Genomic DNA, 21258 nt, shown 5'->3' with positions numbered 1-21258 from the left:
AGGCCCCACCCCGGCGGTCAAGACAAGAAAACCCGAAACAGATAGCGTCCCATGCGAAGTCACGCACGCTCAAAAGGCAGTCTTTGCTGACTTTTTCTGGTTACAATGCCCGGGTGCGGCGGGCAGCGCGGCAATGCCGCGTCGTGTTGGGGTGAACAACGACAACCCAGCCTTCGTGCCGCGGCTGGACCAGCCCCATTCGGTTGTCAGCCAAGCAGCACTGTAGCAGGTTGCGCCAGCTGGAAATCGATTCCGCTTTCCGGACCCATAGGCTACGGTCACGCTGATATCAGGAGGCCCATCATGTTCCAGACCTTCGATTCCGCCGGCGACCCGGCAGTCGGCAAGCCGCGCGTGGCGCTGCTGCGCCAATGGCTGGCGGCAAATGGCCTCGATGGTTTTATCGTTCCGCGCGCGGACGAGCATCAGGGCGAATATGTCGCCGATCGCTCGGCAAGGCTGAAATGGCTGACCGGCTTCAGCGGCTCGGCCGGCGTCGCCATCGTGCTGCGCGACCGCGCCTTCATCTTTGTCGACGGGCGTTACACACTGCAGGTGCGAAGTGAGGTCGATCTCAACATTTTTTCGGTCGAAAGCCTGGTCGACAACCCGCCCGCCGTCTGGCTCAAGGACAATATCGGCAAGGGCGCGCGGCTGGGCTTCGATCCCTGGCTGCACACGATCAGCGAGGTCAAGGCGCTGCAGGCCTCGGCCGACAAATCAGGCGCCGTGCTGGTGCCGCTCGAGAAAAACCCGATCGACATCATCTGGAAGGATCAGCCCGCCGCACCGGTGACGCCGGTTGAGCTGCACCCGATCGGCTTTGCCGGCGAGCTCGCCAAGGACAAGCTGGCGCGGCTGGCAACGGCGATCGGCAAGGACGGCGCCACCCATGCGGTGCTGACCGACCCCTCCTCCATCGCCTGGGCCTTCAACATCCGTGGCGGTGACGTGCCGCACACGCCGCTAGCGCTCGGCTTCGCCATCCTCGCAGCGGATGGGTCGCACCAGCTGTTCATGGACAAGCGCAAATTTTCGCGCCAGGTCGCGGCCTATCTCACCCAGCTTGCCGATCCGCACGAGCCCGGTGAATTCGAGGCGGCGATCGCGGCACTCGCCAAGGGCGGCGCCAAGATCGCGCTCGACCCGGTGCTGGCGGCCGACCGGCTGCGCATGCTGGTCGAGGACAATGGCGGCACGGCGATTGCCGCGCCCGACCCGGCCCGCATCCCGCGCGCCACCAAGAACCAGGCCGAGATCAACGGCTCGCGCGCCGCGCACCGCCGCGACGGTGCGGCGGTGGCCAAGCTTCTGTGCTGGCTGGAGCGCCAGAAACCCGGCTCGCTCGACGAGATCGCGGTCGTCACCAGGCTGGAGGAGAGCCGCCGGCAGACCGGCGCGGAAACGCAAATGCCGCTGCGCGACGTGTCCTTCGACACCATTTCCGGCGCCGGCCCGAACGGCGCCATCATGCACTACCGCGTGTCGCGCGCCACCAGCCGCAAGCTGCAGGCGGGCGAGCTGTTCCTGCTCGATTCCGGCGCGCAGTATCAGGACGGCACCACCGACATCACCCGCACCGTGCCGATCGGCCAGCCGACCGAGGAGATGCGCGAGCGCTTCACGCTGGTGCTGAAAGGCATGATCGGCATTTCCACGCTGCGCTTCCCTGCCGGCACGCGCGGCTCGGAGATCGACGCCGTCGCCCGCATGGCGCTGTGGAAGCATGGCTGCGATTTCGCCCACGGCACCGGCCATGGCGTCGGCTCGTACCTGGCCGTGCATGAAGGCCCGCAGCGCATTGCCCGCACCGGCACCGAAAAGCTGCTCGAGGGCATGATGCTGTCCAACGAGCCCGGCTATTACAAGGAAGGCGCCTACGGCATCCGCATCGAGAACCTGATCCTGGTGACGCCGGCCGAACAGGTCGAAGGCGGCGACATCGCCATGCACGGCTTCGAGACGCTGACGCTGGCGCCGGTCGACATCAGGCTGGTGCGGACCGACCTTTTGACGCGCGAGGAGCTGCATTGGCTCGACGCCTATCACGCCCGCGTGCTGGCCGAGATCGGACCGATGCTCGATGGCGAAACGCTGGCCTGGCTGGAAAAGGCGACAGCGCCGCTGCCGCACGACGCTAAGATTTGAGCAGTCGACATTCAGCTTGCGAGGCCCTGCTCCGCAAGCAGTGCCCGCAAGGCTTGAATGTTGGGAGAACTGGCTCCCTTGCGCCAAAACAACACCGTGAGGGCATTGTCTTCGTCCGGAGGCAGTTTGTGCAGCCGTAACCTGCGGCTCTCGGGAAAGCCCGCGAGCACACATTTCGGTATCAGCGCTATGCCCATGCCAGCCGCCACGCAACCAAGCATGGCAGGGTATGAACCGAGCTCGATGGTCTGCTCGGCGATGAAGCCCCGGCGCGCATACCATTCTTCCAGTCGCTTGCGATATACGCAGCCATGTTCGAAGGCCATCATGGTTTTGGGCATGTCGCTGCGGTCCTCGACCGAAACGCGCGATGCCGCAGAGACAATGACCAGTTCCTCGTGAAAGGCAGGCTGCTTCTCGAATTGCGCGTCGGCGATCGGCTCGGCTGCGAGCGCCGCGTCGAGTTCGCCGGCAAGCATGGCGGTCGCGAGAGCCTGTGGATAGCCGGTGCGCAGCCGGATCTCTACATCTGGGTAGCGTGCGTGGTACTCGGCGAGCAGAGATGGAAGCCGCGCCGCTGCGGTGCTCTCCATGGCACCAAGGCGCAGCGCGCCGCGCGGGCGCGGATCAAGCACTGCCATTCGCGCTTCCTCGGCGAGCGCCAGCAACCGGTCCGCATAGCCGATCAGCCTCTGGCCGGCAGGCGACACCTGCAGTCGCTTGCCTTCGCGGATAAACAACCGCACGCCCAGATCTTCTTCAAGTTGCCGGATGCGTGTGGTCACGTTCGACTGCACACGTGACAGTTTCTCCGCCGCCCTGGTGATTCCGCCCTCGCGCACCACCATGCGGAAGATGCGCAGATCGGACAAATCCATTCATCTCTCCCGAAGAATAAAAGCATCCAAATTATTCATTTTATATGATGGAACATATCCCGTAAATCGGCTGCCGTCGGCGCCAATCAGCACAGCCGACCAGGGAGATGGAGATGTCGCCCGAGCCCCTCGACATCTGGCCGATCGATCTTGACGCGTTGACGCCGAAGCAGCGTGAGGCCCTTTATGCCGACGCCGTGCGTCGCGCCCGTCAGGAGAGATCGGAGGCGATCTGGTTGAGCATTGCGTGGATCGCTTCGATTTTCAGGAAGCGTGCGCCTGACAGGGAGGCGGCAAAGCGCGTGTGTGGACTCCCTGCCAAAAAATCGATCAGCCGACGAACTGTCGAGCGATGATCAGCACCGCAGTCCCCGCCAGGAACATCGACATCAGCCCGCCGCGCAGCGAGACCACGGCTGTGACGACCAGAGCCGCCCATTCGGCGGGTCCGGCATTCAGCAGTTCCGGCGCCACCAGCGTCGTCAGCACCGCCGCCGGCACGGCGTTGAGGCCGGCCTCGACGCGCGGATGGATGTTGTCGAAGCGGGAGATGACCAGATGTCCGCCGATGCGCGTGAGATAGGTGGCGATCGCACCGGCGATGATGATCCAGAATGTCGTGCTCATGGCCGTTCTCCCACGCCGCTATGATGCGGCGGCAGGATGACGGCGAGCAAAACGCCGGCAATGGCGCCGATCGAGACGTGCCAGGGCGAGCCGACCGTCTTGTAGGCAATGATCGAGGCGCAGGCACTGGCGACCACCACCGGCAGCCACAGCGGCCGCTTGCGAAAGCCCATGACGAGGCCAAGAAAATAGATCGGCAGCAGGAAATCGATGCCCAGCGCATGCGTGTCGGGGATCAGCTTGCCGAACACCGCACCGAGCGCGCTTTCGATCACCCAGAACACATAGACCGGCAGGCCAAGCCCGAGATACCAGGCAAAGCCGACGGTCTGGCCGGATTGCGCCCGGGCTTCGGCCACGGCGTATTGCGGATCGGTGAGGATGAAATAGCCGAGCGCTTGGCAGACGACAGGCCAGTGCGCGATGCGCCGGCCGATGCCGGCGGAGTAGAGCACATGGCGGAAATTGACGGCGAAGATCGACAGCACGATCAGCCACGGCGCGACATGCTGGCCGAACAGCTGGATACCGACCATCTGGCTGGCGCCGCCGAACACCAGCGCGCTCATCAGGAAGGCTTCGAGGACCGAGAAGCCATTGTCGACGGCAAGCGCCCCGAACAGCACCGCGAACGGCGCCGACGCCACCACGACAGGCATCGACAGCCGCACGCCGCTCCAGAAATCGCCGGCCAAAGAATTTTCGCTCAAGGTCTCAGCAGACATATCCCGTTCCCAAGTTGCACTGATATGTAGGGGCGAGCGGTTGGAAAGTCAGACGAATTCGTTTGAGCCAACAGATCAGCGAAACTGATGTCTTGGGTCGCGCAAGCAAATGAGGTTCCAGATGATCGTTTATGATTTCACCGGTAGGCACGCGGTCGTCGCCGGCGCTGGTGGCGGCATGGGCGAGGCGATCGCGCTCGCGCTGCTCGAAGCCGGCGCGTCGGTTACCGCCATTGACGTCAAGCCCGTTCCGACCTCGCTGTCCAAATTCGGAGACAGGCTCACCTTTGCACAGGGCGACCTCACCGACGCTGCCTTTGTCGAGCAGGTCGTGAGTGCGGCGGGCCGTAAGCACGGCGGCATTGACTATCTCGCCAATGTCGCCGGCGTGCTCTGGTTCGGTCGCGACAGATCGGCACTGGAAATGGATCTCGACGTCTGGGACCAGGTCTTCAACATCAATCTGAAATCCTTCGTGCACACCGCGCGCTCGGTCGTTCCCTATATGCGCTCGGGCGGACGCGGTGGGGCGATGGTGCACTTCTCGACGATCCAATGGTACCGCGGCGATCCGAAACCCCAGGACGCCTATCAGGCATCCAAGGCCGGCGTCTGTGCGCTTTCGAAGTCGCTGGCGATGCAGCTTGCAAGCGAGGGCATCCGTTCGAATGCGATCTGCCCGGGCATGGCGCTCACCCCCTTGCAGGCCCGCTGGGATACCGAGGAGAAACGCGCTGCCGTTGCCGACTACACGCCGCTAGGCCGGATCGGCACGCCGCAAGACATGGCCAACGCTGCGCTCTTCCTGCTCTCCGACGCCGCAAGTTACATCACCGGAATTGAGCTCGCCGTTGATGGTGGACTGTTGATGCGGATGTAGCTTGCACTCGACCCCGCGAGTGCCTAATCCAACGCCTGGCCCTCGATCGCCCTGCCCCAGTCGAGCAGCGGCTTGGCGCGCAAGGTGAAATCGACGAGTTCCTCGACCAGTGCCGGGCTGTGGATCGCAGCCGGATCGATTGCGTGGCGGACCGCGAAATGCCGGTTGCGGATGGCAGCGACAAGATCCTGGTCGGTGACATGCTCGAAGCCACGCGGCGTGCGCTTCATGCGATCCTCTGCATCCAGTTCAAGGCCGTTCTTCTTCAACGCCTTCCCCATGGCGCGAAACCTGTCGGGCCACGTCTCGATGGCGCGCCGCATCGCCAGCAGCAGCGCGGCTTCCGGCTGCCACCAGGCGACGCCGGCAAAGCACCCTTCAAGCCCGATATGAATGTAGAACACGCCCTGCACGGCCTTGCTGCCATCCGGCGACAGGATCGCCGAGACATGCCGGTTATAAGGCCGCTTGTCCTTGGCGAAGCGCACGTCACGATTGATGCGGAACAGTGACTTCTTGCGGTCACCGCGCAGACCGAGACCCGCCTCTGCAAAGCGTTGCGTCAGCGTCTCGACGAGATCGCCCAGAGGATCGCGCAATTCCTGTTCGAACAGGTCGCGGTTCTCCAAAAACCACTCCCGGCTCTGGTGGAAATCCAGCGCCTTCAGGAACGGAATGGCTTTTGGCCCGAACCCTTTGAACGCCATCACGATTTGCCGACCCGTTGCAGCCAGGTGTCCTCGTCGATGACCTCGACGCCGAGGTCGCTGGCAAGCTTGAGCTTGGAGCCGGCGCCGGGGCCGGCCACCAGCAGGTCGGTCTTGGCCGAAACCGAGCCGGCAACCTTGGCGCCGAGACGTTCGGCCATCGCCTTGGCCTCCGAGCGCGTCATCTTTTCCAATGAACCGGTGAAGACGATGGTCTTGCCGGCGACCTCGCTGTCGGCCGAGACGGTGACGATATACGGCTTCGGCTTGACCTGTTCGAGCAGCTTGTCGAGCACGTCGTCATTGCGCTCATTGCCGAAGAAATCGCGTAGCGCATCGATCACCGTGTCGCCGATGCCGTTGACCGACGGGAAAACGGTGTGCGGATCTTCCGCTGCGGCTGTCTCCTTGCCGACGCGGATCAGCTCCTCGATGGTGGAAAAAGTCTTGGCAAGCACGGCCGCCGTCGTCTCGCCGATATGACGGATGCCGAGCGCGAAGATGAAGCGGTCCAGTTCCGGCTCGCGGCGCGAATCGATCGCTGAAAACAGCTTGTCGAGGCCTTCATAGTTGCGGTCTTCGACACTGCGCACATTCTTGCGTGTCTTGCCGGACGCCGCCTCGCGCTGCCTGGCCTGCTCCTCGCGCCGCTCGGCCAGTGCCTTGGTGACGGCGGGGCGACGGTCCCTGAGCGTAAAAATATCGGCGGCCGTCTTGATCAGTCCGGCGTTGAAGAACGTATCGATGTTCTCCGCGCCAAGGCCTTCAATATCCAAGGCGCCGCGCGAGACGAAATGGCGCAATCTTTCCACGGCCTGTGCCGCGCAGATCAGCTCGCCGGTGCAGCGCCGCCGCGAATCCTCCTTGCCGGTCTTCTCGTTGATCTCGCGCGTGGCCGGCGAACCACACACCGGACAAGTATGCGGGAAGTCGTAAGGCACGGCATTGGCCGGACGCTTGTCGATGACGACGCTGACGATCTGCGGAATGACATCCCCTGCCCGCTGGATCACCACCGTGTCGCCGATGCGCACGTCGATGCCGTCGCGGATCGGCAGGCCATTGCTGTCGAAACCCTTGATGTAATCCTCATTGTGCAGCGTGACGTTCTCGACCACGACGCCGCCGACCGTGACGGGCGCCAGCCGCGCCACCGGCGCCAGCGTGCCGGTGCGGCCGACCTGGATGTCGATCTTCTCTACCGTCGTCATTGCCTGCTCGGCCGGGAATTTGTGGGCAACGGCCCAGCGCGGCTCACCGGTGACGAACCCCCAGCGGCGCTGCAGCTCCAGCTGGTCGACCTTGTAGACGACGCCATCTATGTCATAGCCGAGCGAGGAGCGTTGCTCCTCGATCAGATGATAATGCGCGACCAGTTCCTCGGCCGACTTCGCCCGCACCATCAAAGGGCTGATCTTGAAGCCCCAGTCGGCGAATTTTTGCACCGATTCGTACTGCGTCGGGGCCGGATCTGCCGTCGTGAAGCCCCAGGCATAGGCGAAGAACTTGAGGTTGCGGCTGGCGGTGACGGAGGCGTCCTTCTGGCGCAGCGAGCCGGCGGCCGTGTTGCGCGGATTGACGTAATCCTGGCCGCCAGCCGCGGCCGAGCGCTGCTTCAGCGCCTCGAATTCCGCATAGGTCATGTAGACCTCGCCGCGGATTTCGATGGTGTCGGGCCAGCCCGAGCCTTGCAGCTTGGCGGGAATGTCGGCGATGGTCCTGAGATTGGCGGTGATGTCCTCGCCGACGGCACCGTCGCCGCGCGTCGCGCCCTGCACGAACACGCCCTTCTCATAGCGCAGCGATGCCGACAGCCCGTCGATCTTCGGCTCGGCGGTGAAGGCGATGTCGAGATCCTTGTCGCGGTCGAAGAAGCGCCGGCCGCGATCGATGAAATCGGTAACGTCCTCGTCGGTATAGGCCTTGGCGAGGCTGAGCATCGGCACGGCATGACGCACCTTGGCGAAGCCCTCCGCCGGCGCAGCACCCACCCTGCGCGACGGCGAATCCTCGCGCACCAGCCCTGGAAAACGCTCCTCGATGGCAAGGTTGCGCCGCCGCAGCGCATCATATTCCGCGTCCGTGATCGTGGGCGCGTCCTCGGTATGGTAGCGCCGGTCGTGCCCGGCGATCTCCTCGGCCAGAAGCTGGAGTTCGGCTTCAGCCTCGCTTTCGCTGAGCGTATCGACAGGTTTTTCGGCCATGCTTTTCTCCCCCGAACGGTGGCGCGTCACAATAGAGCATGATCAGGAAATGTGGGAACCGGTTTTCGGAAAAGATCATTCCTGAACAGCAGGATGGAGCCATATCCTGACTCGGCTCATGACACTGGATAATCTATGCCGCGTTTGTATTTTCGCGCAGCAGCCGCTCGGCGGCCGCGCGTGCCTCGTCGGTGATCGTGGCGCCGGCCAGCATGCGGGCGATCTCTTCCTGCCGCGCCGTCCTGTCCATCTCGGCAATGCCCGTCGCCACGCGGTCGGTGCTGCCCGATTTGGAGATCAGGAAATGCGTCGCCGCGCGCGCCGCCACTTGCGGCGCGTGGGTGACCGACAGCACCTGCACGCGCTTCGACAGCCGCGCCAGCCTTTGGCCGATGGCATCCGCCACGGCGCCACCCACGCCGGTATCGATTTCGTCGAAGACCAGCGTCGGTGCCGAGCCACGGTCGGCCAGCGCCACCTTCAGCGCCAAAAGGAAGCGCGACAGCTCGCCGCCGGACGCCACCTTCATCATCGGCCCTGGCCGCGTGCCGGGGTTGGTGCGCACCCAGAACTCGATCTGGTCGATGCCCTCTTCCATGCGGGTCTCGGCCTCGCTCTTCATCTCGACGATGAAGGCGGCGCGTTCGAGTTTCAGCGCCGGCAATTCGGCCATCACGGCCTTGGTCAGGCCGACCGCCGCCGCGTGGCGAAGCGAGGAAAGCTGTGCTGCGGCGATGTCATAGGCCTCGCGTGCCGCGGCGGCCTGCTTTTCCAGCCCATGCAGGCGTTCCTCGCCGGCATCGAGATCGGCCAGATCGGCAACCATCGTGTCGCGCAGTTGCGCCAGATCGTCGACGGCGACACTGTGCTTGCGCGACGCCGCACGCAGCGAAAACAGCCGCTCCTCCGCCTTCTCCAGCCGCTGCGGGTCATATTCGGTGGCGCGAAGTGCCGCCTCGACACCGGATTGCGCCGCGTCGAGCGACAGCATGGCTTCGTCCAGCGACTTGACCACGTCTTCGAGCAGGCCGGGCGCCTCCGTCGCCTTGCGCTGCAGCCGTCTCAGCAGACTGGCGAGTTGCGGCAAGGGCGAGGACGGGCCGGACAGCACATCCTGCGCGTCGTGGATTTCGGACGCGATCTTTTCGGCGCGCATCATATGGGCGCGCAGTTCGGCAAGTTCCGTTTCCTCACCGGGCTGCGGATCGAGCTTGGTCAGTTCCGCCACCGCGGCGCGCAGATAGTCGGCCTCGCGCGCGGCGGCCGCCACCTTGGCGCGATGGCGCGTCAGCTCCTGCTCGCAGGCGCGCCAATGCCGCCAGGCCTCGCCGGTCGAGCGAACGGCGCCGAGATGGCCGCCGAAAGCGTCGAGCACGTCACGGTGGGCGCCGGGATCGACCAAGGCGCGCTCGTCGTGCTGGCCGTGGATCTCGACCAGCGCACGGCCGACATCACGCATCAGGGTCACGCTGGATGGCTGGTCGTTGACGAACACGCGGGTGCGGCCGTCGGCCGTCTGCACGCGGCGCAGGATGATGTCGCCGTCATCCTCGATGGCGTTTTCGACAAGCAGCGCGCGCACCGGATGGTTGCGCGGCACGTCGAACACGGCAATCACCTGGCCCTGAGCCGCGCCATGGCGCACCAAAGAGGCGTCGCCGCGCGCGCCGAGCGCCAGCGACAGGGCATCGAGCAGGATGGATTTGCCGGCGCCGGTTTCGCCGGTCAGCACGGAAAGGCCCGGCTGGAAGTCGATATCCAGCTTCTCGATCAGGACGATATCGCGGATCGACAGTCTGGAAAGCATCAGAACCCGGACCTCAGGCAACTCCAGGAAAAGTGCGTAGCGTTTTTCCCACCGGAATTGCGTAGAACAAAAAGTTGGGACGGCTCAGCGCTTCAATCAAACCACTGAACCGCCGTGGAGCAGCACGCGACCAATTGGAGTCGCAGCGCCGCACTATCTTTTTGTTTCAGCATCGGATCAATCCGAAAAAGCGCGTCGCTGCGACGCGCTTCAGGGATCAGGCGCCGGTGATCAGCTTGCCGGCCTTGGAAATCCACGATCCGGCATTCTCGCGCGGCGAAAGCCCGTTGCTCTGCAGGAGCTTGTAGGAATCCTTGTACCATGGGCTGTCGGGATAGTTGGTGCCGAGCACCGCGGCGGCCGTCTGGGCCTCCGAGGTCAGGCCCAACGCGTAATAGCTTTCGGTCAGGCGGGCCAACGCTTCCTCGACGTGACGCGTGTTGGAATAGTTCTCCACCACGGTGCGGAAGCGCTTGACGGCGGCAATGTATTCGCGGCGCTCCAGATAGTAGCGGCCGATCTGCATTTCCTTGCCGGCGAGCTGATCGTTGGCGAAGCGGATCTTCTCCTTGGCGTCGTCGACATATTCCGATGTCGGCCAGCGCGTGACCAGATCCTGCATCGTCTGCAGGGTCTGGCGCGCTTCCTTCTGGTCCTGCGTCACATCCTTGATCTGGCGATAGTAGCTCAGGCCGATAATGTACTGTGCGTAAGGCGCATCATCGGTGGACGGATACAGCGCCAGATAGCGCTTGGCCGACGAGATCGCGTCGTCGTAGCTGCCCTTTCGATAGTCGGCGAACGCGCCCATCACCATCGATTTACGAGCCCATTCCGAATAGGGATGCTGGCGGTCGACGGCGTCGAACTTCTTGCTCGCCTCGTCCAGGCGGCCGGCATTCAAATTGGCGAGTCCCTGATTGTAGAGAACGTCGGCCGGCTCGGTCTGGTCGACATATTTCGACAGGTCGATGTCTTTCTCCGACGACATGCAGGCCGACAGAAAGAGCGAAGGAACAACCAGCGAAAGCGCCAGGATAACAGACCGCTGGGGCGCTTTCGATCGACCGGCTCGCTTAAAGAACATGATTGGATTGCGCCCTTTCGGCGTTATTTTAATGCCTCTTGCATGCTGTTGTCCCAAAACTGGTCCCCACTTTTGAGCGACATGCACTAATCGACGGCAGCAGCCATAAACCATAACCGCCTTGCCGGGCAACGCTATGTCTAGGCAATCGCGCATTTTTGTGGCGGCGCGGCGGCGCCGGAGCATCCCTGTGATTTCACCAACCGATGATGCATTCCTGCAACACTAGGGCATCCCGCCACAAGGTGCGAAACGTGAGGAGTTCAGATCATCCAGGGCGCGTAGAGCGGCGCATTGACGGCGCTCATCTCTGCCGCGCGGCCACGCTCGCGGCGCGTCGTCTCGACAATCTCGAAGGCCGTGCGGTCCGACAGCAGGCGCCGCAGCGCGGCGGCGTTCATCCTGTGACCGCCGCGATAGGAGCGGAAGCAGCCGATGAAGCGGGCTCCGGCCAGCGCCAGGTCGCCCATGGCGTCGAGCGTCTTGTGGCGCACGAATTCGTTGGGATAGCGCAGGCCGCCCATATTGATGACGCGGTTGTCGTCGCCGATCACCAGCGAATTCTCGAGCGAGGAGCCAAGCGCATAGCCGGCGGCCCACAGTCGCTCGACATCCTTCATGAAGCCGAAGGTGCGGGCCCGCGCAATGTCGCGGCGGAAAATATCGGCATTGAGGTCGGAGGCAAACAGTTGGCGGCCGATGGCCGGACTTTCGAAATCGATCTCGATCTCGAAACGGGTGCCGTCATAGGGCCTGAACTCCGCCCAGGACGCACCGTTCTCGATACGGACCGGCTTGATGACCCTGATGTAGCGCCGCTTGACCGATAGCGTCTCGATGCCTGCCTGATCGATGGCTTCCACGAAGGCCATGGCGCTGCCGTCGAGGATGGGAACCTCGGAACCGTCGATCTCGATGACGACATTGTCGATGCCAAGCCCGAACAGGGCAGCCATGATGTGCTCGACCGTGGCGATGTGCTCGCCCGCGGGATCGCCAAGCATGGTGCACAAATCGGTGGCGCCGACCTCGGCAACCAAGGCGCGGAACTCGCGGCCCTGCCCTTCTCCGTTGACAAGCTGGAACACGATGCCGGTGTCGGCATCCGCGGGCAGGAAACTGATGGAAACTTCTTTGCCGCTGTGAACGCCGGTGCCCGTAAGCGACGCGCGCGCCTTCACTGTCGTCTGATAGTCGTGCAAGACAATCCCCATAAGCCCGAAATGCCTAGGTCCGCTTCTCCAGCCCGAGGGCGCGGCTCTTGTTAAATCGGCAGGCAGGGCCACTTCCCCGAAATCCCGGCAGACCGACTATGGTAGGCAGCGAAGATAATGTTCCGGCAGGGAGACTCCAAATCACGGTTTCTTACCCTTTGTAACCGCAGACCAGAGCGAGCTCGATATTATAACCCTTTGATTTTACTACATCTAAAACGTTAACAGGCAAGCAATTCCTTGCCTGCCTGTTAACAATTGTTACAGTCCGTTAACCGCTCAGTTGGCCTGACGGCGCAGGAACGCCGGAATCTCCAACTGATCGTCGTCCTGAGTCGCCCTGGTCTGCGGCGTCAGGCGGCCCTGGTCATCCAGCTGGCCACGGCGCGGCGCGTAGAGCTGGGCGTCCTGGCTGGCGAGACGGCGCACTTCGGGGGCGGCCTGGCGCAATTTGGGCTCGCGCGGCTGTGCCGGCTGCAGCCTTGCTGGTTCCTCCTCGCGGCGGGTCAGGCCGTTGGTCAGGCGCTTCAGCAGGCCCATCGGTCCACTGTTGTTCTCGTGGTCCACAGGGCGGCTCTTGGCGTCGACCTCGGCCTTGACGACCGGCGGAAAGTCCTCGACGCGCGGCATGCGCTGCGGCGCCATCGCCACCGGCTGCTGGATCTCGCGCAGCATTTCCCGCGGCTGCGGGGCCGGCTGCATCTGCTGGACGACCGGCTGCAGCATTGGCTGCGGCTGTGCCGGGGGCGCCTGGAAGATCTTGCTCTGCGGGCGGAAATCGTCCGCATGGGCGACAGGAGCCGGGCGGGCCTGCGCCATGGCCGCGGCGTTTGCCTCGGCCAGTTGGATGGCTTCGGCGACCGGGTCGGCGGCGCGCGGTTCATAGACAGGCTGTTGCACCGGTGCCGGGCGGCTTTCCACGGCAGCCACTGCCGGACGAGCGGCCGGCTTCGGCGGTGCGGTACGGATCGAGATCGGCGCAGCGGCGATTTCAGCCGCCGACTTGTCGATGCCGGTCGCAACCACCGAGACGCGGATGACGCCTTCGAGTTCCTCGTCGAAGGTGGCGCCCAGGATGATGTTGGCATCCTGGTCGACCTCCTCGCGGATACGGGTCGCCGCTTCGTCGACTTCGAACAGGGTCAGGTCGCGGCCGCCGGTGATCGAGATCAACAGGCCCTTGGCGCCCTTCATCGAGGTCTCGTCGAGCAGCGGGTTGGCGATGGCGGCCTCGGCGGCGGCCATTGCACGGCCCTCGCCCGAAGCCTCGCCGGTGCCCATCATCGCCTTGCCCATCTCGCGCATCACCGAACGCACGTCGGCGAAGTCGAGGTTGATCAGGCCTTCCTTGACCATCAGGTCGGTGATGCAGGCAACGCCGGAATAGAGCACCTGGTCGGCCATGGCGAAGGCATCGGCGAAGGTGGTCTTGTCATTGGCCAGCCGGAACAGGTTCTGGTTGGGGATGACGATCAGCGTGTCGACGCATTTCTGCAGTTCCTCGATGCCCATGTCGGCCGTCTTCATGCGGCGTTGGCCTTCGAAGTGGAACGGCTTGGTGACGACGCCGACGGTGAGGATGCCCTTTTCGCGCGCGGCGCGGGCAACGACCGGAGCAGCACCCGTGCCGGTGCCGCCGCCCATGCCGGCGGTGACGAAGCACATATGGGTGTTGGTGAGATGATCGAGGATCTCATCGATGCACTCTTCAGCCGCCGCGCGGCCGACTTCCGGCTGCGATCCGGCACCGAGCCCCTCGGTGACATGCGCGCCGAGCTGGATCAGCCGGGAGGCCTTAGACATGGTCAGCGCCTGCGCGTCGGTGTTGGCCACGACGAACTCGACACCGCGCAGGCCGGCGGTGATCATGTTGTTCACGGCATTGCCGCCGCCGCCGCCGACACCGAACACGGTGATGCGCGGCTTAAGCTCGGTGATGTCCGGCTTCTGCAGATTGATGGTCATTGTCTCCGTCCTTTGCCTTTCACGCCGCTTCGCCGCCGCGGCCGCCTATGGGGCTGTCCCCGTCAATTAGAAACTGTCTCTCAACCACTGACTCATGCGATGCAGTTTTCCACCCGTTCCGGTCATCCTGAGACCGGAAATGCCTTTCGCCGGATGGCTCTCGAAGCTCGCCATCTGCGGATAGATCAGAAGCCCGACGGCGGCCGAGAAAGCCGGCCCCTTCGCCGCTTCGGGCAGGCCCGCCACGCCGAGCGGGCGGCCGATGCGTACATTGCGTCCCAGGATGCGGCGCGCCGCCTCCGGCAGGCCGGCCAGCTGGCTGGCGCCGCCGGTGAGCACGACGCGCTTGCCGACCGCATTGCCGTAGCCGGACTTGTTCAGCCGGTCGCGCAGGAGCTCGAGCGTTTCGTCGATGCGGGCGCGCACGATGCGCGTCATCACCGAGCGCGGGATCTGCAGCGGCACGTCGCCATCATCGCCGATCGGCTGGATCGAGACCAGGTCGCGGTCGTCGGCACTGCCCGGCAGCGCCGAACCATGCATCACCTTCAGCCGTTCGGCGGCATCGAGCGAGGTCGAGAGCCCCTTGGCCATATCCAGCGTGACGTGGTTGCCGCCAATGGCGATGGCGTCGCCGTGGACGAACTTGCCTTCCGAAAACACCGAGATGGTCGTCGTGCCGCCGCCCATGTCGATGCAGGCTGCACCCAGTTCCAGCTCGTCGTCGACCAGTGCCGCGAGCCCGCTGGCATAGGGCGTTGCCACCATGCGCTCGACCGACAGGTGCGAACGGTTGATGGAAAGCTCCAGATTGCGCATCGGGGCGGCATCGCCCGTCAGCACATGCATGTCGACGCCAAGCGCGTCGCCGACCATGCCGCGCGGATCGCGCACGCCGCGCTCGGCATCGAGCGAGAAGCCAACGGGCAGCGAATGGATCACCTCGCGCTCGGCCTTCAGCGCCTGCTTGGCACCGGCGCCCAGCACGCGCTTGATGTCGGCCTCGTCGGCCTCGTGGCCGCCAAGGTTGATGGTCGCCGAAAAGCTTTCGCTCTTCAGCCGGCCGGCGGTCATGTTGACGATGAGCGAATCGACCGTCAGCCCCGCCATGCGCTCGGCGGCATCGACGGACAGGCGGATGGCATGCTCGGCCCGGTCGAGATCGACGACCACGCCCGACTTCACGCCTTGCGACTTCTGGTGGCCGATGCCGATCACCTGGATCCGGTGCGAGCGGCCGCGCAAAAGCTTGCCGTCATCGTTCGGCTTGAGCTTGGCCACCATGCAGCAGACCTTGTTCGAGCCGACATCCAGCACCGTCAGAGTGCCGGACCGGCGCGACGAGGCATCGCCTGAACCGCCAAGCCAGCTCATATCTTCGTCTCCGACTTGCGCTTGAGGGTCTTCGGCTTCTCGTAGAGCGCGGCCTCGCGCTGCGTCGCCGCTTCGGGCGTCAGCTCCACGACCAGCCGGTCTGTCAGGCGCATGTCGACAGCAGCGATGTCGCGCGACAGCAAGCCCTTGTCCTTGTCCATCTTGACGAGTTCGGCGAGCGCCTGGTCTTCTCCGTCCTCGGGCAGCTTGACGGTGATGCCGTTATCCAGCTTCAGGTCCCAGCGCCGATCGCCAACCCGGATATAGCCTTTGATCCGGCTCGCCAGGTCGGGATATTTTTCGACCTTGGCCAGGAAGTCAGGCGCCTTGGCGGGCGCGCCGTCGCCGATCAGCAGCGGCAACATCACCTGCTTGCCACCCGAGAAAGGCGCTATGACGGCGCCATCCTTCTCGATAACCGAGAGATCATTGCCCTGCTGCCAGAGCGCGAAGGCCTCGCGCTCCTCGACACGCACTTCCAGCGTATGCGGATAGACCTTGCGCACCGCCGCAACCTCGATCCATGGCAGGCCGGAGATGCGCTCGCGCGCGGCCTCGGCATCGAAGCCGATCAGCGAGGTCCAGCCATCGAGTTCGAGCCTGTCGAGAATGTCGATCTCGGAGGTCTGGCGGTTGCCGACCACCTTGACCTGGTCGACGGCAAAGCCGGTCCGCGCGGTGATGCTCTGGATGATGCCGTCGGCATGGCCGCCGAGATAGGCGCCATAGGCGCCACTCGAAGCGAGCAGCACCGCCGACATCATCGCAGCGGAGAAGCGCGGCGCCTCGAATTCGCCATCACCCAGGCGCGCCAGGATGCGCACCGGGCGGCGAAGCACGCGCGGCAGCACGAAATGGCCTGATGACAACGACAAGCCGAACAGCGACGGTCCAGCCGCGCCCCTCCCCTTGCCTTGTCCCCATTTCAACGCAGACACGAAGCGTCCTCCACCATCCAACTCAACAACTCACCAAACGAATGCCCGGCATGGGCAGCGATTTCAGGCACCAAAGACGTCGGCGTCATGCCCGGCTGAGTGTTGACCTCGAGCCATACAACCTCGCCATTTTCGGAGTGACGATCGTCATAACGGAAGTCCGACCGGGAAACGCCCCGACAGCCGACAGCTTGGTGAGCCTTGAGCGCCAGTGTCTGTATTTTTTGGTAAATATTCGGTGAAACTTTTGCGGGGCATTCGTGTTTTGATCCGCCCGCGACATATTTTGAATCGTAATCGTAGAAGGAATGGCCGGTCGGAATGATCTCGCAGACACCGAGCGCCACATCGCCCATGACGGCGCAGGTCAGCTCGCGGCCATGGATGTAGCGCTCGACCATGACGGTATCGCCATATCTCCACTCCGACGAGCCGACCACCTGCGGCGGATGCGACTGCCCCTCCGACACGATGACGACGCCGAAGCTCGACCCCTCATTGACCGGCTTGATCACATAGGGCGGCTTCATCGGGTGCTTGTTCTGGATGGCGAAGCGATTGGCGACCTTCGATTCGGCGACGGGAACGCCGACCGTTTTGACGATCTTCTTCGCCTGCTCCTTGTTCATGGCGAGCGCCGAGGCAAGCACGCCGGAATGGGTGTAAGGGATGCCGAGATATTCAAGGATGCCTTGAATAGTGCCATCCTCGCCGAAGGGGCCATGCAGCGCATTGAAGGCAACGTCCGGCTTGAGCTCGGCGAGCACGGAGCCGACATCGCGCCCGACATCGACACGGGTGACTTGGTAGCCTTCCTGCTCAAGCGCATCGGCACAGGCCTTTCCGGAAGACAGAGACACGGGCCGCTCGGACGAAAAACCTCCCAGCAGGACGGCCACATGCTTGCTTTTCATTCCCCGTCATCCCCTCTCACGGCGGACCAAAAACCAAGATTTCCGCAACATTGAGTCCGAGTCTCCCGGCAGGTTGCCCCCCCAGACGGAAAAACGCGGGTAACGCGTCGAACGACTCAAATCAGGAAACGCTTTTGAGCAGAGAATCAGAGAGTTGATTCACTGGCAAGTGCTTATGAATCCGAGAGATTCACTTTGTGAGAAAATGGCTGCGAAAACCGCGTCGCTGAGTCTTTGCAGCAACGGTTTTGCGCGTTTTGTGAGCGCGTTGAAGTTCATGCATCACATGAACTTCGCTGGAAGCTAAAGCAACTGCCCAAGAAACTCCTGCACGGCATGTCCGGGCCGGAAATTGCCGATGCGCTTGATCTCCCAGTGCAGGCGGATACCCGAATGCTCGAGCACGCGGGCGCGCACCGTCTCGCCGAGATATTCGAGGTCGTAACCGGTCGCGGTTCCGGTGTTGATCATGAAGTTGCAGTGCATCGGCGACATCTGCGCGCCGCCGATCATCAGGCCACGGCAGCCCGCCTTGTCGATCTCCTTCCAGGCCGACGTGCCTTCGGGATTCTTGAAGGTCGAACCGCCGGTCTTCTCACGGATCGGCTGCACGGTCTCGCGGTGGTTCTGCACCGCGTCCATCGCCGCCTTGATCGTGGCCTTGTCCTCGGCAAAGCCTTCGAACACGGCCGAGGTAAAGATCAGCCCGGCGGGGGCGGATGAATAGCGATAGGCGTAGCCCATCTCGGCATTGCTCAGCGTCTGGACATTGCCCTTGCGGTCGAGTGCCCGCACCTCGACGACGCGCTCGCGCGTCTCGACGCCATTGGCACCGGCATTCATCCTCAGCGCCCCGCCAATGGCGCCCGGAATGCCGTGATAGAAATGGAAACCGCCAATGCCCGCTTCCAGCGCCAGCGCCGCGACACGCTTGTCGGGCGTGGCGGCGCCCGCCTTGATGCTGGTTGGCCCGATGGCTTCGGCCTCGCCAAAGCCCTTGGCCGAAAGCCGGATGACAAAACCCGGAATGCCGCCGTCCCTGACCAAAAGATTCGAGCCGACGCCGACAATGGTCAGGGGAATCTCTTCGGGAACCGCGCGCAGGAACGCGGCAAGATCCTCTTCGTCGGCCGGCTGGAACAGCACCTCGGCCAGGCCACCGGCGCGGAACCAGGTGATCTTGTCCATCTCGGCATTCGGCGTGAGGCGGCCGCGCAGGCCGGCAAGCCGGTCGCCGAGTCTGTCGATCAGGGCCTGGCCGTGCATCATGAGGTGGCAAGCTCCTTTGGCAGAGCATAGGCCCATTGGGTGATGTTGCCGGCGCCGAGGAAGACGACGAAATCGCCTGGCTTGGCCAGACCGCGAATGATCGGCGCGATTGCGGCTGGGCCCTCTATATAGCGGGCGTCGCGATGGCCGCCGGCGCGGATGCGCGACACCAGCTCGTCCGACGTGACGCCGTCGATCGGGTCTTCGCCGGCAGCATAAACCGGGGCGACCATCACCGTATCGGCGTCGTTGAAGCAGGCGGAGAACTCGTTGAAGAGATCATGCAGCCGGGTGAAACGGTGGGGTTGAGCAATGGCGATGACGCGCCCCTTGGTGGCACTGCGCGCCGCCTTCAGCACCGCCGATATCTCGACCGGATGGTGGCCATAGTCGTCGAAGATATCGACGCCGTTCCATGAACCGGTGTTGGTGAAGCGGCGCTTGACGCCGGCGAAGGACGACAGGCCCTTCTTGATCGCGTCAGCGGACAGGCCAAGCTCATGCGCGACCGCGATGGCGGCGGTGGCGTTGGAGACATTGTGGCGGCCGGGCATCGGCAGGCGCAGATCCGCTATCGTTGTCTGGCTGCCGGTCTTGCGGTCGCGGATCACCACGTCGAACTCGGACGTGGCGCCTGCCATGCGGTGGTTGGTAAAGCGCACATCGGCCTGCGCGTTCTCGCCATAGGTGATGACGCGGCGATCCTCGATGCGGCCGACCAGCGCCTGCACTTCCGGGTGATCGGTGCACATCACGCCGAAACCGTAGAACGGCACGTTCTCGACAAACTGGCGGAACGCCTCGCGCACCTTGTCGAAACTGCCATAGTGGTCGAGATGCTCGGGATCGATGTTGGTGACGACCGCGATTTCGGCCGGCAGCTTGAGGAACGTGCCGTCGCTCTCGTCGGCCTCGACCACCATCCACTCGCCGTCGCCCATGCGGGCATTGGTACCATAGGCATTGATGATGCCGCCATTGATGACGGTCGGATCGAGCCCGCCGGCTTCGAGCAGCGTCGCAACCATCGAGGTCGTCGTCGTCTTGCCATGCGTGCCGCCGATCGCCACCGCCTGACGGAAGCGCATCAGCTCGGCCAGCATCTCGGCGCGGCGCACGATGGGGAGCAATTTTTCCCGCGCGGCCTTCAGTTCCGGATTGGATTTCTTGATCGCCGTCGAAACGACGACCACCTCGGCATCGCCGAGATTCTCGGCCTTGTGGCCGACGAAGCATTCGATGCCCTTGTCGCGCAGCCGTTGCACATTGGCGCTGTCGGCCTGGTCGGATCCTTGCACCTTGTAGCCGAGATTGTGCAGCACTTCGGCGATGCCGCTCATGCCGATGCCGCCAATGCCGATGAAATGCACAAGGCCGATGGTCTGCGGCATCTTCATGGGTGCGTCCCCTTCCTGAAATCCGTAACGGTTTTTTGGGACGCAATAGCCTCTGTGAGATCGGCGAGCAACCGTGCCGCGTCCGGCCTGCCGGCCGATTTCGCGCCCGCGGCCATCGCCGCCAGCCGCTCAGGCATGTCCATCAGCCCGCCAATGAGGGCTGCAATGCGCTCGGGCGACAGCGTCGATTGCGGGTGCACCTCGCCGCCACCGGCAGCGGCAAGGGCGGCCGCATTCGCCGCCTGGTCATGGTCGAGCGCATAGGGATAGGGCACCAGCAGCGCCGGCCGGCCGATGACGGCGATCTCCGAGACGGTCGAAGCGCCGGAACGCGAGATCACCAGATGTGCCGCCGCCATCCGCGCCGCCATGTCGGTGAAGAAGGGCGAAACCTCGACGGCGACGCCAAGCGCGGCATAGGCCGTCTTCACCCGCGCCACGTCGTCCGCGCGGGCCTGCTGTGTAATCACCAGCCGCTTGCGCTGCGCATCGGAAAGCAGCGCGATGGCCCCCGGCATAGCGTCGGAAAAGAACTGCGCGCCCTGGCTGCCGCCGAACACCAGCAGGCGGAAAGGCTCCTCGCCGGTCGACGCCGCGTAAGGCGTCTTGGCCGCCTCCAGCACCGCCGGCCGGACCGGATTGCCTGTCGTCACCGTCTTTTCGCCGATGGCGCTCGTATCCTGCGGCAGGAAGCCACCGGCGATGGCATCCACACGGCCGGCCAGTGCCCGGTTGGCGCGCCCCATCACCGCGTTCTGTTCATGGATAAGCGTCGGCACCTTGCGCCGCGTCGCCGCATAGAGCGGCGGCAAGGTCGGGTAGCCGCCGAAGCCGACCACAGCATCCGGCTTGATCCTGCCGATGATGGCGGAGGCCTGGCGCACGCCGCGCCAGATTTTCCAGAAGGCACCAAGCACGGCGATGGGATTTTTCGAACCCATCGTCGCCGACTGGATCGGATGGATGGCGGCAGCCGGAAAGTGGCCGGCAAACCGCTCGGCGCGGTCGTCGGTCGCCAGATGCACCGTCCAGCCGCGCCCGTTCAGCTCATGCGCCAGCGCTTCGGCCGGGAACAGATGTCCGCCGGTTCCGCCCGCCGCGAGAAGGATGACGCCCCTCGCCAT

The 21258-nt window shown here is 64.1% G+C and carries 18 protein-coding genes; 3 read left to right on the top strand and 15 right to left on the bottom strand.

What is annotated here, in order from left to right; translation table 11 throughout:
- Window positions 1–303: 303 nt before the first annotated feature.
- Window positions 304–2148 carry an aminopeptidase P family protein gene (locus CKW40_RS23155; RefSeq protein WP_095202175.1) on the top strand — a complete coding sequence of 615 codons (1845 nt, stop codon included), beginning with the start codon at window positions 304–306 and terminating at the stop codon, window positions 2146–2148.
- An 11-nt stretch (window positions 2149–2159) separates the two neighbouring features.
- Here the strand turns inward: CKW40_RS23155 and CKW40_RS23150 are convergent, their stop codons facing one another.
- Entirely contained in the window at window positions 2160–3026 is an 867-nt protein-coding gene (locus tag CKW40_RS23150) for a LysR family transcriptional regulator (protein WP_095202174.1), read from the bottom strand.
- 113 nt (window positions 3027–3139) lie between these two features.
- Here CKW40_RS23150 and CKW40_RS23145 point away from each other — a divergent pair, with 113 nt between their 5' ends.
- On the top strand, window positions 3140–3382 hold the full coding sequence (locus tag CKW40_RS23145; protein WP_143748363.1) for a hypothetical protein: 243 nt from the start codon (window positions 3140–3142) through the stop codon (window positions 3380–3382).
- Here CKW40_RS23145 and CKW40_RS23140 read toward each other — a convergent pair.
- Window positions 3357–3653: an AzlD family protein gene (locus CKW40_RS23140; protein ID WP_095202172.1), complete on the bottom strand. Its 297-nt coding sequence runs from the start codon at window positions 3651–3653 to the stop codon at window positions 3357–3359. The genes CKW40_RS23145 and CKW40_RS23140 overlap by 26 nt on opposite strands.
- Window positions 3650–4378, bottom strand: a complete 729-nt coding sequence (locus tag CKW40_RS23135; RefSeq protein ID WP_095202171.1) for an AzlC family ABC transporter permease — start codon at window positions 4376–4378, stop codon at window positions 3650–3652. Before CKW40_RS23135 ends, CKW40_RS23140 begins: the two co-directional genes overlap by 4 nt.
- A gap of 121 nt (window positions 4379–4499) precedes the next feature.
- Here CKW40_RS23135 and CKW40_RS23130 point away from each other — a divergent pair, with 121 nt between their 5' ends.
- Complete coding sequence (locus tag CKW40_RS23130) at window positions 4500–5258, top strand: SDR family NAD(P)-dependent oxidoreductase (protein WP_095202293.1); 759 nt, start codon at window positions 4500–4502, stop codon at window positions 5256–5258.
- Between the two features lie 23 nt (window positions 5259–5281).
- Here the strand turns inward: CKW40_RS23130 and CKW40_RS23125 are convergent, their stop codons facing one another.
- The 12 genes from CKW40_RS23125 to murG all read right to left on the bottom strand — a co-directional run bounded on the left by CKW40_RS23125 (window position 5282) and on the right by murG (window position 21258).
- Entirely contained in the window at window positions 5282–5965 is a 684-nt protein-coding gene (locus CKW40_RS23125; RefSeq protein WP_179298074.1) for a DUF2461 domain-containing protein, read from the bottom strand.
- Window positions 5965–8169, bottom strand: a complete 2205-nt coding sequence (gene ligA, locus CKW40_RS23120) for an NAD-dependent DNA ligase LigA (RefSeq protein WP_095202169.1) — start codon at window positions 8167–8169, stop codon at window positions 5965–5967. Before ligA ends, CKW40_RS23125 begins: the two co-directional genes overlap by 1 nt.
- A 133-nt stretch (window positions 8170–8302) precedes the next feature.
- Window positions 8303–9976 (bottom strand): DNA repair protein RecN, encoded by a 1674-nt coding sequence (recN, locus tag CKW40_RS23115; RefSeq protein WP_095202168.1) that lies wholly within the window; start codon window positions 9974–9976, stop codon window positions 8303–8305.
- Between the two features lie 217 nt (window positions 9977–10193).
- A complete protein-coding gene (locus tag CKW40_RS23110) occupies window positions 10194–11063 on the bottom strand; it encodes an outer membrane protein assembly factor BamD (protein ID WP_095202167.1) in 870 nt (289 codons plus the stop codon).
- Window positions 11064–11326: 263 nt separating this feature from the next.
- Complete coding sequence (lpxC, locus tag CKW40_RS23105; RefSeq protein WP_095202166.1) at window positions 11327–12277, bottom strand: UDP-3-O-acyl-N-acetylglucosamine deacetylase; 951 nt, start codon at window positions 12275–12277, stop codon at window positions 11327–11329.
- A gap of 279 nt (window positions 12278–12556) precedes the next feature.
- Window positions 12557–14242, bottom strand: coding sequence for a cell division protein FtsZ (ftsZ, locus tag CKW40_RS23100; protein WP_095202165.1), 1686 nt, complete (start codon window positions 14240–14242; stop codon window positions 12557–12559).
- 66 nt (window positions 14243–14308) lie between these two features.
- On the bottom strand, window positions 14309–15616 hold the full coding sequence (gene ftsA / locus CKW40_RS23095) for a cell division protein FtsA (RefSeq protein WP_064988167.1): 1308 nt from the start codon (window positions 15614–15616) through the stop codon (window positions 14309–14311).
- Window positions 15613–16554 carry a cell division protein FtsQ/DivIB gene (locus CKW40_RS23090; protein WP_095202164.1) on the bottom strand — a complete coding sequence of 314 codons (942 nt, stop codon included), beginning with the start codon at window positions 16552–16554 and terminating at the stop codon, window positions 15613–15615. Before CKW40_RS23090 ends, ftsA begins: the two co-directional genes overlap by 4 nt.
- Window positions 16542–17468 carry a D-alanine--D-alanine ligase gene (locus tag CKW40_RS23085; RefSeq protein WP_095202163.1) on the bottom strand — a complete coding sequence of 309 codons (927 nt, stop codon included), beginning with the start codon at window positions 17466–17468 and terminating at the stop codon, window positions 16542–16544. Before CKW40_RS23085 ends, CKW40_RS23090 begins: the two co-directional genes overlap by 13 nt.
- A gap of 303 nt (window positions 17469–17771) precedes the next feature.
- Window positions 17772–18737 carry a UDP-N-acetylmuramate dehydrogenase gene (gene murB, locus CKW40_RS23080; protein ID WP_095202162.1) on the bottom strand — a complete coding sequence of 322 codons (966 nt, stop codon included), beginning with the start codon at window positions 18735–18737 and terminating at the stop codon, window positions 17772–17774.
- On the bottom strand, window positions 18734–20134 hold the full coding sequence (gene murC / locus CKW40_RS23075) for a UDP-N-acetylmuramate--L-alanine ligase (protein WP_095202161.1): 1401 nt from the start codon (window positions 20132–20134) through the stop codon (window positions 18734–18736). Before murC ends, murB begins: the two co-directional genes overlap by 4 nt.
- Complete coding sequence (gene murG / locus CKW40_RS23070; RefSeq protein ID WP_095202160.1) at window positions 20131–21258, bottom strand: undecaprenyldiphospho-muramoylpentapeptide beta-N-acetylglucosaminyltransferase; 1128 nt, start codon at window positions 21256–21258, stop codon at window positions 20131–20133. Before murG ends, murC begins: the two co-directional genes overlap by 4 nt.

Origin of the sequence: Mesorhizobium carmichaelinearum (assembly GCF_900199455.1) — a bacterium.
In the GTDB taxonomy this organism is placed as follows: Bacteria; Pseudomonadota; Alphaproteobacteria; order Rhizobiales; family Rhizobiaceae; genus Mesorhizobium; species Mesorhizobium carmichaelinearum.
This window is presented reverse-complemented; position numbering and strand designations above follow the sequence as displayed.